Source organism: Aquamicrobium lusatiense (genome assembly GCF_014201615.1).
Taxonomy (GTDB): Bacteria; Pseudomonadota; Alphaproteobacteria; order Rhizobiales; family Rhizobiaceae; genus Mesorhizobium; species Mesorhizobium lusatiense.
The window spans coordinates 855,328-876,268 of record NZ_JACHEU010000001.1 but is presented as its reverse complement, the minus strand read 5'-3'; the positions used below and the strand labels follow the sequence as shown (position 1 = coordinate 876,268).

General features: G+C 62.7%; 15 protein-coding genes. 10 read left to right on the top strand and 5 right to left on the bottom strand.

Features of this window, described 5'->3' with window-relative positions:
• Window positions 1-2: 2 nt before the first annotated feature.
• Entirely contained in the window at window positions 3-1,097 is a 1,095-nt protein-coding gene (pyrC, locus tag HNR59_RS04240) for a dihydroorotase (RefSeq protein WP_183826416.1), read from the top strand.
• A gap of 99 nt (window positions 1,098-1,196) precedes the next feature.
• On the opposite strand, the gene HNR59_RS04235 is transcribed toward pyrC, so the two are convergent.
• Window positions 1,197-2,666, bottom strand: a complete 1,470-nt coding sequence (locus HNR59_RS04235; RefSeq protein WP_183826413.1) for a trimethylamine methyltransferase family protein — start codon at window positions 2,664-2,666, stop codon at window positions 1,197-1,199.
• Between the two features lie 137 nt (window positions 2,667-2,803).
• Window positions 2,804-4,294 carry a MocR-like pyridoxine biosynthesis transcription factor PdxR gene (gene pdxR / locus HNR59_RS04230; protein ID WP_183826409.1) on the bottom strand — a complete coding sequence of 497 codons (1,491 nt, stop codon included), beginning with the start codon at window positions 4,292-4,294 and terminating at the stop codon, window positions 2,804-2,806.
• 303 nt (window positions 4,295-4,597) lie between these two features.
• Here pdxR and pgi point away from each other — a divergent pair, with 303 nt between their 5' ends.
• Genes pgi through HNR59_RS04215 form a run of 3 tightly spaced genes read left to right on the top strand, consistent with a single transcriptional unit; the run spans window position 4,598 to window position 7,793 of the window.
• On the top strand, window positions 4,598-6,238 hold the full coding sequence (pgi, locus tag HNR59_RS04225; protein ID WP_183826406.1) for a glucose-6-phosphate isomerase: 1,641 nt from the start codon (window positions 4,598-4,600) through the stop codon (window positions 6,236-6,238).
• 4 nt (window positions 6,239-6,242) lie between these two features.
• A complete protein-coding gene (locus HNR59_RS04220) occupies window positions 6,243-6,950 on the top strand; it encodes an HAD family hydrolase (protein ID WP_183826403.1) in 708 nt (235 codons plus the stop codon).
• A gap of 51 nt (window positions 6,951-7,001) precedes the next feature.
• On the top strand, window positions 7,002-7,793 hold the full coding sequence (locus HNR59_RS04215; RefSeq protein ID WP_183826400.1) for a glutamate racemase: 792 nt from the start codon (window positions 7,002-7,004) through the stop codon (window positions 7,791-7,793).
• A 60-nt stretch (window positions 7,794-7,853) separates the two neighbouring features.
• Here HNR59_RS04215 and HNR59_RS04210 read toward each other — a convergent pair whose 3' ends face one another.
• Window positions 7,854-9,764 carry a long-chain-fatty-acid--CoA ligase gene (locus HNR59_RS04210; RefSeq protein ID WP_183826397.1) on the bottom strand — a complete coding sequence of 637 codons (1,911 nt, stop codon included), beginning with the start codon at window positions 9,762-9,764 and terminating at the stop codon, window positions 7,854-7,856.
• A 426-nt stretch (window positions 9,765-10,190) separates the two neighbouring features.
• Here HNR59_RS04210 and HNR59_RS04205 point away from each other — a divergent pair, with 426 nt between their 5' ends.
• The 6 genes from HNR59_RS04205 to HNR59_RS04180 all read left to right on the top strand — a co-directional run bounded on the left by HNR59_RS04205 (window position 10,191) and on the right by HNR59_RS04180 (window position 16,831).
• Window positions 10,191-11,786, top strand: coding sequence for an ABC transporter substrate-binding protein (locus HNR59_RS04205; RefSeq protein ID WP_183826395.1), 1,596 nt, complete (start codon window positions 10,191-10,193; stop codon window positions 11,784-11,786).
• Between the two features lie 296 nt (window positions 11,787-12,082).
• Window positions 12,083-13,087, top strand: coding sequence for an ABC transporter permease subunit (locus HNR59_RS04200; protein WP_183826392.1), 1,005 nt, complete (start codon window positions 12,083-12,085; stop codon window positions 13,085-13,087).
• Window positions 13,088-13,097: 10 nt separating this feature from the next.
• A complete protein-coding gene (locus HNR59_RS04195) occupies window positions 13,098-14,006 on the top strand; it encodes an ABC transporter permease subunit (protein ID WP_183826390.1) in 909 nt (302 codons plus the stop codon).
• Window positions 14,006-14,854, top strand: coding sequence for an ABC transporter ATP-binding protein (locus HNR59_RS04190; protein ID WP_183826388.1), 849 nt, complete (start codon window positions 14,006-14,008; stop codon window positions 14,852-14,854). The genes HNR59_RS04195 and HNR59_RS04190 overlap by 1 nt, the downstream gene beginning before the upstream one ends.
• Window positions 14,851-15,696 (top strand): dipeptide ABC transporter ATP-binding protein, encoded by an 846-nt coding sequence (locus HNR59_RS04185; RefSeq protein ID WP_183826385.1) that lies wholly within the window; start codon window positions 14,851-14,853, stop codon window positions 15,694-15,696. Before HNR59_RS04190 ends, HNR59_RS04185 begins: the two co-directional genes overlap by 4 nt.
• A gap of 175 nt (window positions 15,697-15,871) precedes the next feature.
• Complete coding sequence (locus HNR59_RS04180; protein WP_183826382.1) at window positions 15,872-16,831, top strand: DUF1402 family protein; 960 nt, start codon at window positions 15,872-15,874, stop codon at window positions 16,829-16,831.
• Window positions 16,832-16,912: 81 nt separating this feature from the next.
• On the opposite strand, the gene HNR59_RS04175 is transcribed toward HNR59_RS04180, so the two are convergent.
• A complete protein-coding gene (locus tag HNR59_RS04175; protein ID WP_183826379.1) occupies window positions 16,913-18,286 on the bottom strand; it encodes a dicarboxylate/amino acid:cation symporter in 1,374 nt (457 codons plus the stop codon).
• A gap of 228 nt (window positions 18,287-18,514) precedes the next feature.
• The gene (locus HNR59_RS04170; RefSeq protein ID WP_183826376.1) at window positions 18,515-20,794 is read right to left on the bottom strand and encodes an NADP-dependent malic enzyme; all 2,280 of its coding nucleotides are present in this window, start codon (window positions 20,792-20,794) and stop codon (window positions 18,515-18,517) included.
• Window positions 20,795-20,941: the final 147 nt, after the last annotated feature.

Below are 20,941 nucleotides of genomic sequence, written 5' to 3'. Positions count from 1 at the left end.
CCATGTCCATCGACGCGCTTTTTGACGCCAGCGCCGATCAGAAGGCCGGCACCGTGCCCACGCTCTCCATCCCGCGCCCGGACGACTGGCATGTTCACCTGCGCGACGGCGCCATGCTGAAGGCGGTTCTGCCCTATACGGCGGCCCAGTTCGCTCGCGGCATCATCATGCCCAATCTGGTTCCGCCGGTGGTGACGGTGGCCGATGCGCTCGCCTATCGCGAACGTATTCTGGCGGCGCGTCCCGAAGGCTCCGCTTTCGAGCCGCTGATGACCTGCTATCTGACCGACCGCACCGATCCCGACGAGATCGAGCGCGGCTTTGCCGAAAGGGTGTGGATCGCCGCCAAGCTTTATCCGGCGGGCGCCACCACCAATTCCAGCCACGGCGTCTCTGACCTTGCCGGGCTTTCACCGGTGCTGGAGCGGATGGAGAAGATCGGCATGCCGGTTCTGATCCACGGCGAATCCACCGATCCGGACGTCGACATCTTCGACCGCGAAGAAGTGTTCATGGAAGGCACGCTCCTGCCGATGCTGAAGCGGCATCAGGGGCTGAAGGTGGTTGTCGAGCACGCCACCACCTCCGGAACGGTCGACATCGTGCGCGCCCATGCGCCGCGCGTGGCCGCCACGATCACGCCGCACCATCTCGTCATCAACCGCACCTCGATCTTTCAGGGAGGCCTGCGCCCGCATCTCTACTGCCTGCCGGTCGCCAAGCGCGAGAGCCATCGCCTCGCGCTGCGCAAGGCGATCACCTCCGGTGAAAGCTGCTTCATGATCGGCACCGACAGCGCCCCGCACATGCGCTCAGCCAAGCAGGCAGAATGCTGCTCGGCCGGCGTGTTCGGCGGCGTCACCGCCCTGCAGACCTATGTGCAGGTCTTCGACGAGGAAGGGGTGCTGGACCGTTTCGAGGCTTTCGCATCGCTCAACGGCGCGCGCTTCCACGGACTGGAGCCGAACAAGGGCACGGTAACGCTGGTCAGGAAACCCAGCGTGGCGGTTGCCGCCGTACCGATCGAAGACGAAGACATCGTTGTGTTTCGCGGCGGCGAGACCCTGCCGTGGTCGATCGGCGAAGTGACCGGCTGAGACAGGATCGCTCGTCATCTCCACACCTGCCGTTTCGCTGGGATGATTGCCTGTTGTAACCGTTTTCCAGCTTGCGGGCTTATCCGGCGATAACAGGCCCTACCCGCCCATCGCCCCACGCGGCAGGCGAATAAGGTCGCCGAAGCGGGCCCGCAGGCGGTCGTCCATGCCCCGCGTGATATGGCGGGGGAAGCGCTCCGCCAGCAGGCGCTTCTTTTCGGCCGCGGCATGGCTGACGATATCGCTGAGGCCGTTCTGTTCGCGCTCGCGAAACTGCCAGCGTTCCAGACCAGGCTCGGAGCCTGACTGCCCCTTGCCGCTGTCCAGATAATGGCCGGGACCGCCAAGGCAGGTCCGCGCGATCAGAGATGCCGACAACTGCTCGTCGCCAGCCGCCATTCCCACACGGCTTTGCAGGCAGTGGCCCAGCATGTCGTTGTCGATGATCAGGCTTTCCAGACAAAAGCCAAGCAGCGAGCCATGCATGCCGGCGGCCTCATAGACCAGATGCGCACCGCTCAATGCGGCAAGCATGTCGGTGATGCCTTTCTCATAGCCCGACTGACTGTCCGGCAATCCGGCATCGGTCATGCCGGCGACCGTCGACGAAGGAAGATCGTAAAAGCGCGCCATCTGGGCGCAAGCGGCCCCAAGCAGCGCCTGCTGCGGCGACCCGCCGGCCATGGCCCCGGTGTGCGGATCGGAGGCGAAGGGCCAGGCCGCGAAGATCGCCGGATGGCCGGGCTTCAGGGCATTGACATAGACAAGTCCCGCCAGCACCTCGGCCACCGTCTGCACCACGGCTCCGGCCAGATCGGCAGGGGCGGTGATACCGGCCTGCCCCACGGACAACACCAGGATCGGCAGGCCGCCGCGCACGCATTCCTCCATCACGCCGCAGGCATCCTCGGCAAACTTCATCGGTGAAACGACGAAACAGCTTGAGCTGGAAACGAAGGGCCGGGCGCGGAATTTCTCCTCGCCGCCGGCGATCATGTGCAGCATCTCAAGCGCCGGCTTCACGTTCTCGCGGACAGTGAAGGAGGTGCCGACATGCTTGGTGGTGCCGGTGACACAGGCATAAAGCGTGTTGAAATCCAGCTCCAGCGGATCGGCGATATCGCGGGCAACCATGGGGCGCTGGAAGAAATGAATGTTGTCCAGCCCTTCGACAAGCCGGGCCGCGTCATAAATGTCCTGCAAGCGCGTTTCGCGCCAGATGCGCTGCGCGGCATCGACCAGATTGACGGCGACGCCGGCCGTGCCGAAATGGACATGGTTCCCGTCAAGATGCAGGTCGTGGCGAGGATCCTGCCCATGCAGGGTGATGTTGCGGGCAGCGCGGCTGATCGTATCGCGCACCAGACTGCGCGGGAAGCGGATCCGCCCGTCCTCCGCCAGTACGGCACCGGCACCCGTCAGCGCCTCGATGCAGGAGGGGATGGCATCGGCAAAACCCACCGTTTCCAGAACGGTGAGCACAGCCTCATGGATGCGCCCGATGTCGCCTTCGCTCAGCGGCAGATAGCAGGGACCGGCAGCCGGCGGTTCCGGCAGGGCCTGTTTCATCACCGAGTCTCCCGCTTGCAAGACCGCATCCGGGAAGGATTATGCGCGCCCGATGCAGGCCAGCGATGAGCCATGGGTGTCCGGCTTCTGTGCCAAAGCATTGGCTCAATCAAGGAAGGCGATGGCAAAGCAATGGCTCAGGCAGCGGCCGGCCGGCGACCGGCTGCTGTGGCCAGTTCGCGAATGCCCGGTTCGATGTGCTGCAGGGCAATGGACGAAATACCCAGCCGTACGAAGCGCGATGGCTGCTCATCGAAACCGAAATAGCGGTTGCCGGGTTCGATGATGACGCTGCGGCTGGCCGCGGCAGCGGCCAGGTCAAAGGCGTTGACGCCTTGCGGCGCCTCCAGCCACAGCGACGTTCCCGCACCCGGATGCTTTGAACGCCATTCCGGCAGGAAGGCGGCAACGGCCTGCCGCAGGCGCTTGCGGCGCTCTTCGAAGGCGGTGGAAAGACGGCGAACCAGTGCTTCGTGATGGCCGAGGGAGAGGAACAGCGCCACGGCGCGCTGATTGTTGGCCGGCGGGTGGCGCAGCATGAAGCGGCGCAGCGCCCGAAGCTCGGCGATCAGCCCCGCCGAAGCGACGATGTAACCAAGCCGCAGGCCGGGTGCCAGCGTCTTCGACATCGAACCGACATAGATGACGCGCCCCGAGCGGTCACTGCTCTTGAGCGCCTGCTGCGGCGCATCGTCCATCAGCTGGCTGTCATAGCCATCCTCGATGATGATCTGGTTGTAGCGGTCGGCACGGTCGAGCAGGTCCTGACGGCGCGCCTCGGAAAGCGGCACCATGGTCGGACAGTGATGGCTCGGCGTGGCGAACACGAAACCGGCATCGGTCGGAATGCGGTCAGTGACGATGCCCGACTGGTCGACCGGCACCGGCACGGTCTCGGCGCCGGAAAGCTGGAAGATGGAGCGCGCATCGGGATAGCCCGGGTCCTCCATGGCCACTTTCGAGCCCTTGCCCATCAAAAGCGTGGCCAGCATGTAGAGCGCGTTCTGCGCGCCCAGCGTAACGATGATCTCATCGGGATTGGCGAAGATGCCCCGGCGCGGCAGCAGGCGCGCCTGGATCTGCTCGATCAGCAGCGGGTCGTCGCGGTCGACCATGTCCGAGGCCCAGTTGCGGATTTCCAGCACCGCCAGCGCCATGCGGTTGCATTCGCGCCATTCGGCGGTCGGAAACAGGCCCGGATCGAACTGCCCATAGACGAAGGGGTAGGAGGACTTGATCCAGTTCTCGTGCTTGTTCGGCGGCGGCATGTCGGAGGCCGCGATGCGGCGGCGCGCCTTCCAGTCGATCTCATTCGACTGCTCGGGCGCCTTCTGCGGCTTGGCCGGCGTTGCCAGCACATCGGGATTGACGAAATGGCCGCGCCGCTCGCGCGCGATCAGGAAGCCCTGATCGACGAGCTGCTGGAAGGCCAGCACCACGGTGCCGCGCGCGACGCCGAGCTTTTCCGCCAGAATGCGGCAGGACGGCAACGGCATGGAGGCGGCGATCTGCCTGTCGAGAATGGCTGCGACGATGGCCTGCCTGATCTGCGCCTGAAGGGTTTGCCCCGATTCTGCGGATATACGGAAAAGGCCCGACCAGATGGCCGTGTCGTTTCGCTGGGACATGATCACCTCCCCGGTGGACAGTCTTTTCTGGCTGCGTGGACCAGAGGAGTGTCGCTTGGCACAAGCAATTAAGCCAATCAATAATTCTGATCCTATAGATTTATGCCAGTGATCGATCAGGTCGATTTCACGGGCAATCCACCGATTGAATCGATTTAAATATGGTGGGATAAGGAATGCGGCGACATGCCGGGGCGGAACCGGGAAAGAGGGTGTTTCCCATGGCGGGGGAACGCTCTACATTCCCCCGCGAACCGATCCGGGTGGCCGCCCACCTTGTCGCATCCACATTCGGAGATGTCCGTGGACCGTTCCGCCTTCAGCCAGTTTCTCGATGATCTTCGCGCGCAGCGCTCGTCCGTATCCATGGATATGCGCGCTGCCTTTCAGGCCGATCCGCAGCGCTTCAGCCGCTTTTCCGCCAGACAGGGCGACATGCTGCTCGACTGGTCGAAATGCGCGGTCGATGACGCCACCATGGCATTGCTCGGCAAACTGGCCAAAGCCTGCGGGGTGGAAGCGCGGCGCGACGCTATGTTTGACGGCGCGCATATCAATGTCACGGAAGATCGCGCCGTTCTGCACACAGCGTTGCGCGATCCGGGCGCATCCGGACCGGCGATAGACGGGCAGGCGGTCGGCAAGGACGTCGCCTCGGTTCTGGACGCGATGAGCAGCTTCGCCGAGGCGATCCGCAGCGGCAAGGCACGCGGCGCGACCGGCAAGGCCATCACCGACATCGTCAATATCGGCATCGGCGGCTCCGATCTCGGCCCCGTCATGGTGACGCTGGCGCTGGCGCCTTATCACGATGGCCCGCGCGCCCATTACGTCTCCAATATCGACGGCGCTCATATCCACGACACGCTTGCCGGGCTCGACCCCGAAACGACGCTGATCATCGTCGCATCCAAGACCTTCACCACGGTGGAGACGATGACCAATGCGCAGACGGCGAAGCGCTGGATCGCACAGGCGCTGGGCGAGAAAGCCGTGGGTCATCATTTCGCCGCCGTCTCGACGGCGCTCGATCTGGTCGCCGCCTTCGGCATCGAAGCGGATCGCGTGTTCGGCTTCTGGGACTGGGTCGGCGGGCGCTACTCCGTGTGGGGTGCGATCGGCCTGCCGGTGATGATCGCGATCGGTCCGCAGCGTTTTCGCCAGATGCTGGCCGGCGCGCATGAGATGGATGAGCATTTCCGTACAGCCCCCCTTTCCGAAAACCTGCCCGCGCTGCTCGGCCTCGTCGGCTGGTGGCACCGCGTGGTGTGCCTCTATCCGGCCCGTGCCGTCATCCCCTACGATCAGCGCCTGTCGCGCCTGCCTGCCTATCTCCAGCAGCTCGACATGGAATCGAACGGCAAGAGCACATCGCTCGACGGCACGCCGGTCATCACGCCGACCGGGCCGCTGGTATGGGGCGAGCCCGGCACCAATGGCCAGCACGCCTTCTTCCAGCTTCTGCATCAGGGCACCGACATCATTCCGGTGGAGTTCCTCGTTGCCGCCAACGGGCATGAGCCGGAGTTGCAGTACCACCAAGACCTGTTGCTGGCCAACTGCCTCGCCCAGTCCGAGGCGCTGATGAAAGGCCGCACGCTGGAAGAAGCGCGCACGCAGATGCTGGCCGGCGGCATGGACCCGGCAAAGGTGGAGAAGCTGGCGCCCCACCGCGTCTTTTCCGGAAACCGCCCCTCGATCACCATCCTCTACAGGCTGCTCGATCCGGCAACGCTCGGACGGCTGATTGCGCTTTACGAACATCGCGTCTTTGTCGAAGGGGTGCTTTACAACATCAACTCCTTCGACCAATGGGGGGTCGAACTCGGCAAGGAGCTGGCAACACGGTTGCTGCCTGTCGTAGAGGGCAAGGAAAGCGCCGCAGACAGGGATGCCTCGACGGCCGGTCTGGTGAAACAGATTTTCGACCTGAAAGAGAGATAGAGACTTGGCCGCCATCAAGGGAATCCTGTTCGACAAGGACGGCACGCTTGTCGACTTCCATGCAACATGGTCGGCGGTGGCCGAACTGATGGCGATGGAGGCATCCGGCGGCGACAGGGACAAGGCGGACACGCTGCTCGTGGCAGCCGGCCTCGACCCGCAGACACATGCCTTCAGGGCGGATTCCGTATTTGCGGCCGGCACCAATCTCGACATCATCGAGCTGTGGTTCCCAAAACTTTCGCGGCGCGAGCAGCTCGATGCGGTCGAGCACTTCAACCGGATGACCACCGACAAGGGCGCCGCCATGGCGGTCGCCCTTCCCGGCATCATCGGTGCGCTCGGCGATCTGCATGCGCAATCCTACCGGCTGGGCGTTGCGACCAATGATTCCACGATGGGCTGCGAGAAGACGCTGTCGGCGCTCGGCATCGCGCAACTGTTCGAGGCCGCCTATGGCTACGATGCGGTCGCCAATGCCAAGCCGGCGCCCGATACCGTGGTCGCCTTCTGCGACCTGACCGGCCTGAAGCCTTCCGAACTGGCCATGGTTGGCGACAACCGCCACGATCTCGACATGGCGCGCGCCGGCGGCTGCGGACTGGCCATCGGCGTTCTTTCCGGCACCGGCACGCGCGAATCGCTTTCACCTCTGGCCGATGTGATGCTGGATTCGGTCGCCGACCTGCCGGCCTATCTGGCGTCGGTCTGAGCAATTTCGCGAAGCCGGCCCCCGGGATGTCACCATGAGGGGAGAACGCGCATGAGCCTGCATCGACCGGTCGCTGTCTTCGACGCGGGCATCGGCAGCTATGCCATCGTGGCGGAAATCCACAAGGCGTTCCCGAAGCAGGATATCCTCTACTTCGCCGACCGCGCCAGCTTCCCCTATGGCGGCAAGGGACGGGAACAGCTCCTGGCCATCATGCGCCGGACCATCGCCTTCCTCGGCCGGTACGAACCTGCCGCCATCGTCATCGCCTCCAACGCCCCCTCGATCATGGTGCTGGACGAATTGCGGCGCGACCCCGGCCCGAAGCTGTTCGGGGTGCATCCGCCGCTCGGCGCCGCACTTTCGCAGACGCGGAGCGGACGGGTCGGCATAATGGGCGTGAAATCGCTGATCGAAAGCCCGATGCTGGCGCACTTCGTAGCGACGCACGCGACCAATCCGGATCAGGTCGCCCTCATCAACGCCTCGCCCATGGTCGAGCTGGTCGAGAACGGTTCCTTCCTGTTCGATCCGGCCGGCACGCAGCTTCTTGTCAGCGCCTTCATGGAAGAAGTCCGCGACCGGCACCCCGATACAGACGTGCTGACGCTGTCGAGCACGCATCTGCCATGGCTGGCGTCATTCTTCGCGGCCGCGCGTCCCGACCGCGCGTTCATCGATCCGGCACAGGACATTGTGGCAGCACTTACGCCCGAACAGGGTGGCAGCGGGCACATCATGGGGCTCGTGACCGAAAGCGAGCATTATGGCATCGCCGCCTTCAAAGCCATGCTCGACAGGCTGGGCATAGACATCCCGCTTCAGGCCGTGACTGTCGCCTGAAAATGCAAAAGCCCGCAAGGCGCGGGCTTTTGTGACTTTTATCGGTGCCGGGAAGGCAGATCAGGAATCGCGCAGTTCGCGCCTCAGAATCTTGCCAACCGGAGTCTTCGGCAGTTCATCGCGGAATTCGATGTATTTCGGCCGCTTGTAGCCGGTGAGGTTTTCCCGGCAATAGGCGATCAGCGTCTCGGCAGTGAGGTCGGGGTCACGCCGCACCACGAACAGCTTCGGCACCTCGCCCGACTTCTCATCCGGCACGCCGACGGCAGCCACCTCCAGAACGCCCGGATGGTTGGCGACCACCTCTTCCAGCTCGTTGGGATAGACGTTGAAGCCGGACACCAGGATCATGTCCTTCTTGCGGTCGACGATCTTGGTGAAGCCCTCGGCATTCATGAACCCCATGTCGCCGGTCTTGAAGAAGCCGTCCGGCGTCATGGCCTTCTCGGTTTCCTCCGGCCGGTTCCAGTAACCGGCCATCACCTGAGGTCCGCGAATGCAGATCTCACCCACTTCGCCCAGCGCCACGTCATTGCCATCATCGTCGCGGATCGCCACCTCGGTCGACGGAATGGGCAGACCGATGGTGCCGGTGAACTCGGACGACGAGCATTTGTTGGTGGTGGCGACAGGAGAGGTCTCGGAAAGCCCGTACCCCTCGGTGATGTGATTTCCGGTCAGCGCCTTCCAGCGATCGGCAACCCCCTGCTGCACGGCCATGCCGCCGCCGATCGACAGCACCAGCGAGCTGAAATCCAGCTTGCGGAATTCCTCATTGTTGAGAAGCGCATTGAACAGCGTGTTCAGGCCGGGGAAAATGTTGAACTGGCGGCCGCGCAGCTCCTTCACGAATGCGGGAATGTCGCGCGGATTGGGAATCAGCACGTTGAGGGCGCCCTGCTCCATGCCCATCAGCGCATTCACCGTCAGTGCGAAAATGTGATAGAGCGGCAGCGCGCAGACAAAGACCAGATTTTCCGGCTTCGGCTTGACGGTGTAAGCGTCCTCCACCCAGATCGCCAACTGCGCCACATTCGACAGCACGTTGCGATGCAGCAGGGTGGCGCCCTTGGAAACGCCTGTCGTCCCGCCCGTATATTGCAGGAAGGCGATGTCGTCCTGCCCGACCTCGACCGGCCTCAGCTTCCTGCCTGCACCCGCTTTCAGCGCGGCGTTGAACCGGACATGGCCCGGGATCGACCAGTCGGGGACCATCTTCTTGACACGTCGCACGACCAGATTGACCAGCACGCCCTTCAGGCCGAGCAGATCTCCCATGGCGGCGATGATAACATGCTTCACCTTGGTCTTGCCGATGGCCGTCTGAAGGGTGGTTGCGAAGTTCTCCAGAATGACGATGGCTTCGGCGCCGGAATCGTTGAGCTGATGCTCCAGCTCTCGCGCCGTATAAAGCGGATTGACGTTGACGACGACGTAACCTGCCCTCAGCACCGCCATCATGGCGATGGGATATTGAAGGACATTGGGCATCATCAACGCGACGCGGGCTCCCTTTTCAAGACCGACCGACTGAAGATAGGCAGCAAAATTCGCCGAAAGCGTTTCCAGCTCGGCGAAGGAAATCGTCTTGCCCATGCTGGCGAACGCCGGCTTGGCGGCAAAGCGATTGCAGGAATCGACGAGCAACGCACCGATCGAAGATGAGGTCAGCGGGCCAATTTCTGCCGGGACGCCGGCGGGATAGCTCGCAAGCCATGGCTTCGGCCGCTCTTTTCCACCGGAAGACGGTGCTTTCTGCGCCGTTGCCTTCGGAGCCGGGACAGCCTTTTTTGCAGCACTTCTGGTTGCAGGCTTTTCAGCCGCGGGCCTGGCTGCCGCAGGCGCAGCTTTGTTGGCAGACGCGCCAGCGCTCTTCTTCGCCGGCTTCTTTTCTGCAGCCTTCTCCTTCGCGGCACTGGCTGTGCCTGCGACGGCCTTACTCTTTGCTGAACCTGTAGTTGCCTTGGCCAATGCGTCCTCCCTGGTTTTAGCTTCGGGACTGCGGTCTCATACCGGCTCGCTTCCAGCCGGCAGGCACTTCTTCTCCCCGCCATGCGTCATGGAAGTGCCACCTTACCCACCCTGCATGTTTCTATCTATGGCGACAAACATCCCGCTTGCAAGCCGTGCCGCAGCGGCAGGGGCGCTCGAATCTTGCATCCGGCACGTATAGCGGCCGGCTCGGAGCCTCCCTCCAAACACAGATGTCAAGTCACAATAAATCTCCGCCAAGATCAGTGCCGATCGAAAATCTCACCAGCAAGCGAATTTGTGAAATTTTATTGAAGTGACGCTGAGGCAGATCGACAAGGAGTTCCAAAGCCGACAAATCGGTGCTTATATGCAGCCTTCGCCAGGCTGATTACAGCGACCTGGGTAAATATCAGGGAGTCCTCAATGACCAAGAAGCTGACTATTGCGGCCGCGTTGCTGGCTGCAACCGTCATGGGTGGAGCCGCCAACGCAAAAACGTTTGTATATTGCTCGGAAGGATCGCCGGAAGGCTTCGATCCCGGCATGTATACTGCTGGTACCACCTTCGACGCCGCCGCTCACACCGTGTATAACCGCCTGCTTGAGTTCAAGCCAGGCACGACCGAGACCGAGCCCGGCCTCGCCGAAAGCTGGGAGATTTCCGACGACGGCCTTGAATATACGTTCAAGCTTCGTCAGGGCGTGAAGTTCCAGACCACCGATTTCTTCACCCCGTCGCGTGACCTCAATGCCGATGACGTGGTGTTCTCCTTCGACCGCCAGCTCAACAAGAACAACCCCTGGAACCAGTATGTGGCCGGCGCCTCGTGGGAATATTCCGAGGGCATGGGCTTCCCGACGCTGATCAAGTCGGTCGAGAAGGTCGATGACCAGACCGTCAAGATCATCCTGAACCAGCCGGAAGCACCTTTCCTCGCCAACCTCGCCATGCCGTTCATGTCGATCGTTTCGAAGGAATATTCCGACAAGCTCGAAGCCGAAGGCAAGAAGGAGCAGATGAACCAGATGCCGCTCGGCACCGGTCCGTACAGCTTCGTCGCCTATCAGCAGGACGCCGTGATCCGCTACAAGGCCAATCCCGACTACTGGGGCGGCCAGCAGAAGATCGACGATCTCGTTTTCGCGATCACCACGGATGCCTCGGTCCGCTATCAGAAGCTGAAGGCGGGCGAATGCCACCTGATGCCGTTCCCGAACGCCGCCGACGTCGAGGCCATGAAGGCTGACCCGAACCTTAAGGTGGTGGAGCAGGAAGGCCTCAACATCGCCTATCTCGCCTACAACACCACGCAGGCGCCGTTCGACAAGGTCGAGGTGCGCAAGGCGCTCAACATGGCCATCAACAAGAAGGCCATCGTCGACGCCGTGTTCCAGGGCGCGGCCACCGAAGCCAAGAACCCGATCCCGCCGACCATGTGGTCCTACAACGACAACATCAAGGACGACGCGTACGATCCCGAAGCGGCCAAGAAGATGCTGGAGGAAGCCGGCGTCAAGGACCTCTCCATGAAGGTCTGGGCAATGCCGGTTTCGCGTCCCTACATGCTGAACGCCCGCCGCGCGGCCGAACTCATGCAGTCCGACTTCGCCAAGATCGGCGTCAAGGTCGAGATCGTCTCCTATGAGTGGGCCGAGTATCTCGACCGCTCCAAGGCAAAGGACCGTGACGGCGCCGTGATCCTCGGCTGGACCGGTGACAATGGCGACCCGGACAACTTCCTGCACACCCTGCTTGGCTGTGACGCTGTCGGTGGCAACAACCGCGCCCAGTGGTGCAATGAAGAGTTCAACGATCTCGTCATGAAGGCGAAGTCCACCACCGATCAGGACGAGCGCATCAAGCTCTACGAGCAGGCACAGGAAGTCTTCAAGCGCGAAGCTCCGTGGGCCACGCTCGACCACTCGCTGTCGGTCGTGCCGATGCGCAAGGAAGTCGAAGGCTTCCACCAGAGCCCGCTCGGCGACTTCGCCTTCGAGGGCGTCGACCTCGTCGAGTAAAGCTTTCCGGTCAGGAAGGGCGCCCGCAATGCGGGCGCCCTTTGCCATACGCGACAGCTGCCAGAGCTAGCGATTTTTACCAGCCGGCAGAATATGTATGGACATAACGCCGTAAAGTACGTTACGCGATTTCCAGGATCACGTCGGCTTCAGAAGTGTGATTTCAGCAAAAGCTCGCCGCGGCTTTGCTTTTTGGGAATTATGAGAAACAAAGAGGTGGGGAATCTCCGCGTTTCGAAGAAAAGCGGAAATACTCTGGAGATTGCTCCTCCCGAAGGACAACGCGAAGGTTCGTCATGCTTCGGTTTTTTCTGGGGCGGCTTGCCGTCCTGATCCCGACTTTCATCGGGGTCTCGATCATTGCCTTTTCCTTTATCAGGCTGCTGCCTGGCGATCCGGTCGCGCTGCTGTCCGGCGAGCGCGTGATGTCGCCGGAGCGTCATGCCGAAATGATGCAGAGACTGGGCTTCGACCGGCCGCTCGTCGTTCAGTATTTCGACTACATCGGCGGGGTTCTGACCGGTGATTTCGGCACGTCGATCGTCACCAAGAAACCGATACTTGATCAGTTCTTCGCGCTCTTCCCGGCCACGCTGGAACTGTCTTTATGCGCCATCATCATCGCCGTGGTCATCGGCATTCCGGCCGGCATCATCGCCGCCACGAAGCGCGGTTCCTTCTTCGACCAGTCGGTGATGGGCGTGGCGCTGGTGGGCTATTCCATGCCGATCTTCTGGTGGGGCCTGCTGCTCATCATCCTGTTTGCCGGCATCCTGCAATGGACCCCGGTGTCTGGCCGCATCTCGCTGATGTATTTCTTCCCGCCGGTCACCGGCTTCATGCTGATCGACTCACTGCTTTCGGGGCAGAGCGGCGCCTTCAAGTCGGCACTCAGCCATCTCATCCTGCCGTCCATCGTACTCAGCACCATTCCGCTGGCCGTCATCGCCAGGCAGACGCGTTCGGCCATGCTTGAAGTTCTCGGCGAGGACTATGTGCGCACCGCCCGCGCCAAGGGTCTGTCGACCTTCCGCGTCATCGGCATTCACTCGCTGCGCAATGCCATGATCCCCGTCATAACCACGATCGGCCTGCAGGTGGGCGTGCTGATGGCAGGCGCCATTCTGACCGAGACCATTTTTTCCTGGCCGGGCATCGGCAAATGGATGGTCGATTCGGTATCGCGGCGCGACTATGCGGTGATCCAGGGCGGACTGCTGTTGATCGCAGCCATCATCATGGTGGTCAATCTGGTCGTCGACCTTCTCTACGGCCTCATCAACCCGCGCATACGGAATTGAGGGCCGAACCATGACAGACACAACAACTGCTGCCGGCATCGGAACCGATCCTTCCCTGAAGGCCCGTTTCGCCGAATTCTGGTTCTACTTCTCCGAAAACCGCGGGGCCGTCATCGGGCTGTGGGTTTTCATCGGGCTGGTGATCGTGGCGCTGCTGGCGCCGTGGCTGGCGCCACACGGAGCCGCGGAGCAATATCGCGATGCCGTGCTGATACCACCGGTGTGGATGGAAGGCGGCAATGCCAGCTTTCTGCTCGGCACCGATCCCGTGGGCCGCGACATTCTCTCGCGTCTCATCCACGGCACCCGCTACTCGCTGTTCATCGGCACGATCGTCACCACGCTGGCGCTCACCGGCGGCATCATCGTCGGGGTCATCGCCGGCTATTGCCGGGGCTGGGTCGACACCGTCATCATGCGCCTGATGGACATCATCCTCGCCTTTCCGTCGCTGCTTCTGGCGCTCGTGCTGGTCGCGGTTCTGGGGCCGGGCCTGACCAATGCGATGATCGCCATCGCGCTGGTGCTGCAACCGCATTTCGTGCGCCTTACGCGCGCTGCGGTGATGGCCGAAAAGAACAGGGACTATGTGGTTGCCGCCAAGGTGGCAGGTGCCGGGCACCTCAGGCTGATGTTCAGGACCATTCTGCCGAATTGCCTTGCGCCGCTTATCGTTCAGGGCACGCTCTCCTTCTCCAACGCCATTCTCGACGCGGCCGCCCTCGGCTTCCTCGGCATGGGTGCGCAGCCGCCGACGCCGGAATGGGGAACCATGCTGGCCGAAGCCCGCGAATTCATCATGCGCGCATGGTGGGTGGTGACCTTCCCCGGCATCGCCATTCTCGTTACCGTGCTGGCCATCAATCTGGTTGGCGACGGCCTGCGCGACGCACTAGATCCCAAGCTCAAGAGGTCGTGATGTCACTTCTCGAAATCAGGAACCTCACCGTCTCTTTCGAGACATCCACCGGCCCGTTCATGGCCGTTCAGGGTATCGACATCACCGTCGATGCCGGAGAAGTTCTGGCCATCGTCGGTGAATCCGGCTCCGGAAAGTCGGTGTCGATGCTGGCGGTGATGGGGCTGCTGCCGAAGTCCGCCACCGTGAAGGCCGACCTCATGGCCTTCAACGGCATCGATCTGCTGGGCCTCGACGCTTCGCAGCGCCGCAGGATCGTGGGCAAGGACATCGCCATGATCTTCCAGGAGCCGATCGCCAGCCTCAACCCCTGCTTCACGGTCGGCTTCCAGATCGAGGAGGTGCTGCGCTTTCACATGGGCATGGGCAGAGCCGAGCGCCGGGCCCGCGCCATCGAGCTGTTCACGCTGGTCGGCATTCCCGATCCCGAGCAGCGGCTCGGTTCCTATCCGCACCAGATGTCGGGCGGCCAGTGCCAGCGCGTGATGATCGCCATGGCGATCGCCTGCAATCCGAAGCTGCTGATCGCCGACGAGCCGACCACCGCCCTCGACGTCACCATCCAGAAGCAGATCCTCGATCTCCTGATGAAGCTTCAGGCGGAAAACGGCATGGGCCTGATCATGATCACCCACAACATGGGTGTCGTGGCCGAAACGGCGGACCGCGTCGTCGTCCAGTATCGCGGACGCAAGATGGAAGAGGCGGATGTGCTATCGCTGTTCGAGACCCCGAAAAGCAACTACACGCGCGCCCTGCTCGCCGCCCTGCCGGACAATGCCGTCGGCGACCGCCTGCCGACCATTTCCGACATGATGTTCGAGCCTGCTCCGGGAGGCGCACGATGAGCACAGAACCCACACGCACCGTCATCGTCGAAGGCCGCGACATCAGGCGCGACTACCATGTGCGCGGCGGGCTGTTCACGCCGGCCCGCACCGTTCATGCGGTCAAGGGCGTCTCGTTCAGCGTAGAAAAGGGCAAAACGCTGGCCATCGTCGGCGAAAGCGGCTGTGGCAAGTCCACGCTGGCACGCATCATCACGCTGATCGATCCGGCAACGTCCGGTGAGCTGCTGATCGAAGGCCGCAAGGTCGACATCGCCGCAGAGGCGCTGACGCCGGACATGCGCCGCAAGGTGCAGATCGTGTTCCAGAACCCGTACGGTTCGCTCAATCCGCGCCAGAAGATCGGCGACATATTGTGCGAACCGCTGGTCATCAACACGGACGTGAAGGCCGACGAGCGGCGCGAACGCGCCATGACCATGCTGAAGAAGGTCGGTCTCGGCACCGAGCACTACAATCGCTATCCGCACATGTTCTCCGGCGGCCAGCGCCAGCGCATCGCCATCGCGCGCGCGCTGATGCTCAACCCGTCGCTGCTGGTGCTGGACGAGCCGGTGTCGGCGCTGGACCTTTCGGTGCAGGCGCAGGTGCTGAACCTGCTTGCCGATCTGCAGGACGAATTCGGCCTCACCTACATCTTCATCAGCCACGATCTTTCGGTGGTGCGCTACATCGCCGACGAGGTGATGGTGATGTATTTCGGCGAAGCGGTCGAATACGGCTCGCGCGACGCGGTGTTCTCCGACCCGCAGCACAGCTACACCAAGACGCTGTTCGCGGCGACGCCGCGCGCCGACGTGGAGAGCATCAAGGCAAGGCTGGCGCGCAGGAACGCTGCCTGAGCGACGAATTCAGCCGGGATGGTGGGTCTCCTGCCGTCCCGGACGCCTTCCACGCCCCGCTCATTGCCACATTTATGCAACGCAACGCCTCGTCTGTGCGGTCAGCGCGCATACGGCCTCGACTTGGACGCCCTGTTTTCATAGTTTGTGCGGCATCCATCCTCAGGCAGCACGCATGAAAAAACTGATACCCGTCGCAATCGCCCTGTTGGCGGCCGCCGTCGTCCTGCCTGTGAAGGCCGCCACGCTGGTGCCCGCGGGCAACCGTTCGGTCGAACAGCCGCCCATTCCCGGCGCGTCGAGCCGGCGGACGCAGGCGACGAGCACCACCTTTCAGGCCAAGTATCGCAAGATCTATGCGCTGCTGAAGAATGATGCCGCCCTGCGAGCCAAGATAAAGCAGGTGTCGGCGGCCTATGGCATCGAGCCCATCCATGTGGTCGGAGCCATCGTCGGCGAGCACACCTACAATGTCGACGCCTATGACCGGCTGCAAACCTATTACGTCAAGGCGATTTCCTATCTCTCCAACCGCCTGACCTTCTCCTACAAGGGCGAGGACGTTTCCGACTTCGTGCAAAGGCCCGAGTTCGACGCCTGCGACGGCAAGACCGAAAGCTACACGCTGTGGCAATGCCGCGAGCGGGTGTGGAACAAATCGTTCCGCGGCAAGACGGTGGGCGGCAAGAGCTTCCCGAACGACCGCTTCGGAGCCACCTTCTTCCAGCCGCTCTATGCCGGACAGACCTTCGGCCTCGGCCAGCTCAATCCGCTGACCGCATTGCAGATGAGCGACATGGTGAACCGCGTCTCCGGCCTGCCGAAGCTGGATGTGCGCGACCCCAACCAGGTCTACAAGACCATCATGGATCCGGATCTGACCCTGCCCTATGTTGCGGCGGTCGTGCGCAATTCCATCGATGCGTATAAGCGGATCGCTGACTTCGACATTTCCAAAAACCCCGGCGTCACCTCCACCCTCTACAACATCGGCGACCCCGAAAGCCGGGCGCAGGCGCTGCGGGCTGAAAATGCCCGGCGCGCCGCGGCAGGCCAGTCTCCAAAGCTGCCACAGGAGAACTACTATGGCTGGCTGGTCAACGACCGGCTGGATGAGTTGAAGAATCTCTTCTGACTCCGGACCGCAGGCCTCAGCACAATAGAAAGCCGGGACGGCTCACGCCGTCCCGGCTTTTTGGTTCCTGAATGAAAGACTTTATTCGGCGGGCACCGCTGCAGGACCGCTGTCGGGCTCGACGATCTCGCCGCGATCATAAGCGGCCTGATCGAGAATGCCCTGACGCTTGGCGACGATGGTCGGCACCAGCGCCTGTCCGGCGACGTTGACCGCCGTGCGGCCCATGTCGAGGATCGGATCGACCGCCAGCAGGAGGCCAACGCCTTCCAGCGGCAGGCCAAGCGTCGACAATGTCAGCGTCAGCATCACCGTGGCGCCGGTGAGGCCGGCGGTGGCGGCGGAGCCGATGACCGACACGAAGACGATCAGCAGATAGTCCTGAATGCCGAGATCGATGCCGAAGAACTGGGCGACGAAAATGGCCGAGATCGCCGGGTAGATCGAGGCGCAGCCGTCCATCTTGGTGGTGGCGCCGAGCGGCACGGCGAAGGCCGCATATTCGCGCGGCACGCCGAGATTGTTCTCCGTCACCTGCTCGGTCAGCGGCAGGGTGCCGATGGACGAGCGCGACACGAAGGCAAGCTGGATCGCCGGCCACGCGCCCTGGAAAAAGCGCAGCGGGTTGAGCCCGTTGGCGCCGAGCAGCACGGGATAGACCACGAACAGCACCAGCGCGAGGCCGATATAGATGGCGGCCGAATACCAGCCGAGCTGCGCCAGCGCATCCCAGCCATAGACGGCAACCGCATTGCCGAGCAGGCCGATTGTGCCGATGGGCGTGAGGCGGATCACCCACCACAGCAGCTTGTGCACGACCTTCAGGAACGAGCGGTTGAAGGCGAGGAAAGCATCCGCGGCCGGGCCGACGCGCAGGGCAGCAACGCCGACGGCGATCGAGATCACCAGTATCTGCAGCACGTTGAAGCTGAGGCTGGTCGAAGCGCCGCCATCGGTCACTCTGGTCGATGCCGAAAGGCCGAGGATGTTGGACGGGATGAGGCCCTTCAGGAAGTCGAGCCAGCTACCCGTCGAGGACGGCGCGCGCGCCGCACTTTCGGTCACGGCAGTGTGCAGGCCGGGCTGGAGGATGAGGCCGAGCGCGATGCCGATGACCACGGCAATCAGGGCGGTGATGGCGAACCAGATGAGCGTCTGCCAGACCAGCCGGGCAGCGTTGTTCAGTTCACGCAGATTGGCGATGGACGCGACGATGGCGGTGAATACGAGCACCGGAACCAGCGCCCTGAGCAGGGAGACGAAGGACGAGCCGATGGTCGACAGCGTCACCGTCAGCCAGTTGGCGTTGCCGGCGGCATCGGGGCCCATCTGGCGGGCGACATAGCCGAGCGCAAGGCCGACCACCATGGCGACAAGCACCTGGAAGCCGAAGGACGCATAAAGCGGTTTGGGTTCGCGCGGGGAACGCGAAACGGATGGGGTGGAGGAAGACATGTCCGGACCTTCTTTCAGGCGTGCCGGATCGGGTCCCGGCATGCCAATACGGGATTGGCCGGAATTTACAATGGAGCGCTTCCGCGTTCACCGGATGAATTTTTGGCAAAATCAGTGATGATAGAAATTATTTCTCACTTGTAAAACTTGTGAGAAAATAAATTCTTCATGCCCGGGCATTTCTCCCGAGGCAGGACGGCCGCGCAATCACGGCCGTCCTGAGGAAAATCAGCTGCCGGCTGAGAAGGCCGCGATCGCGGCCATGTTGACGATGTCGCTGTCCTTGGCATTCAGCGGCACGATCTGCACCGGCTTGTTGAGGCCGACGAGCAGGGGGCCGATGACGGTCGAACCGCCCAGTTCCTGCAACATCTTGGTTGCAATGGAAGCCGAGTGGAAGGCCGGCATGACCAGCACATTCGCCGGCGCGGTCAGACGCATGAAGGGATACTGCTGCATGGCAGCGGGGTTGAGAGCCACGTCGGCTGCCATTTCACCATCATACTCGAAATCGACGCGGCGCTTGTCGAGAAGCTTGACCGCCTCCTGGATGCGCTCCGACCGCTCGCCCTGCGGATGACCGAAGGTGGAATAGGCGAGCATGGCGACGCGCGGCTCATAGCCCATGCGCCGCGCGAAATTGGCTGCCTCCTCGGCAATGTCGGCGATCTGCTGCGCATTCGGCATGTCGTGCACGGCAGTGTCGGCGACGATCACCGTGCGGCCGCGCGACAGCACGATCGAGGCGCCGATGACGCAATGGCCGGGCTTGGCGTCGATGACCCGGCGCACATCCTCCAGCGCCGTCGAATAGTTGCGGGTGACGCCGGTGACGATGCCGTCGGCATCGCCCAGCGCTACCATGCAGGCGGCGAAATGGTTGCGGTCGTTGTTGATGAGGCGCTGGCAATCGCGGAACAAATGGCCCTTCCTCTGCATGCGCTCATACAGATAATCGGCATAGACCGCGTTGCGGCGCGACAGGCGCGCATTGATGATCTCGATGTTGGGCTTGTTGAGGTCGATGCCGGCATTGCGGGCATTCTCCTTGATGATGTCGTCGCGGCCCAGCAGGATCGCGGTGCCCAGCCCCTGATTGACGTAGGAGACGGCGGCGCGCATGACCTGCTCTTCCTCGCCCTCGGCGAAGACGATGCGCTTGGGCTGGCGGCGCACGCGGTCGTAGATGCGCTGCAGGGTGGACGCGATCGGATCGCGGCGGGCGGAAAGCTCCTGCGCGTAGCGGTCTAGGTTGACGATGGGACGGCGCGCCACCCCGGTTTCCATGGCAGCCTTCGCCACCGCCAGCGGTATGGCGGAGATCAGGCGCGGATCGAACGGCACGGGGATGATGTAGTTGGGGCCGAATTTCGGCCGGTTGCCCTGATAGGCGGCGGCCACGTCGTCGGGCACGTCCTTTCTGGCCAGATCGGCCAGCGCATAGGCGGCGGCGATCTTCATCTCCTCGTTGATCGTGGTCGCCTGCACGTCCAGCGCGCCGCGGAAGATGTAGGGGAAGCCCAGCACATTGTTGACCTGGTTCGGGTAATCCGAACGGCCGGTCGCCATGATGGCGTCGGTGCGGATATCGGCCACTTCCTGCGGGGTGATCTCCGGGTCCGGATTGGCCATCGCGAAAATGATGGGGTTCTTCGCCATCGATTCCACCATGGCCGGCGTCAGCGCGCCCTTGGCGGAGAGGCCGAAGAAGACGTCGGCACCGTCCATGGCCTCGGCCAGCGTGCGCGCATCCGTCTTCACAGCATGCGCGGACTTCCACTGGTTCATGCCTTCCTGACGGCCCTGATAAACGACGCCCTTGGTGTCGCACAGGATGACGTTTTCCGGCGCGAAGCCCATCGCCTTGATCAGTTCGATGCAGGCGATGCCGGCGGAACCGGCGCCGTTGCAGACGAGCTTCGTCGTCTTCATGTCGCGGCCGGTGATCTCCAGCGCGTTGATCAGGCCGGCGGCGGAGATGATGGCGGTGCCGTGCTGGTCGTCATGGAAGACGGGAATGTCCATCAGCTCTCGCAGGCGCTGCTCGATGATGAAGCATTCCGGCGCCTTGATGTCCTCCAGATTGATGCCGCCAAAGGAGGGGCCGAGATAGCGCACGCTGTTGATGAAGGCGTCGGCATCCTCGGTGTCGATTTCCAGATCGATGGAATCGACATCGGCGAAGCGCTTGAACAGCACCGCCTTGCCTTCCATCACCGGCTTGGAGGCGAGCGCGCCGAGATTGCCGAGACCCAGAATGGCGGTACCGTTGGAAATCACCGCCACCATGTTGCCGCGGGCGGTATAGTCGAAGGCGCGCGAAGGGTCTTCGGCGATCGCCCTCACCGGAACGGCGACGCCCGGCGAATAGGCCAGCGACAGGTCGCGCTGCGTCGCCATCGGCTTGGTCGGCATGATTTCCAGCTTGCCCGGACGGCCCCGCGCGTGGAATTCCAGCGCCTCCTCGGGGCTGACTGAGGGGCTCGCGTTCTCGTTTATGCTGGGCATGTGCTAAAGGTTTCCTCACCGATGCGGCTGTTGCTCCCGCCGCGACTTGTTTTTGTGGAGTTTGCGCAATTAAGGCTACACTTCCCCGCCGTAAAGCGCCAAGCCAATGCATATAGAAATTTTGGAAACAGTTTCTTGAACCACGAC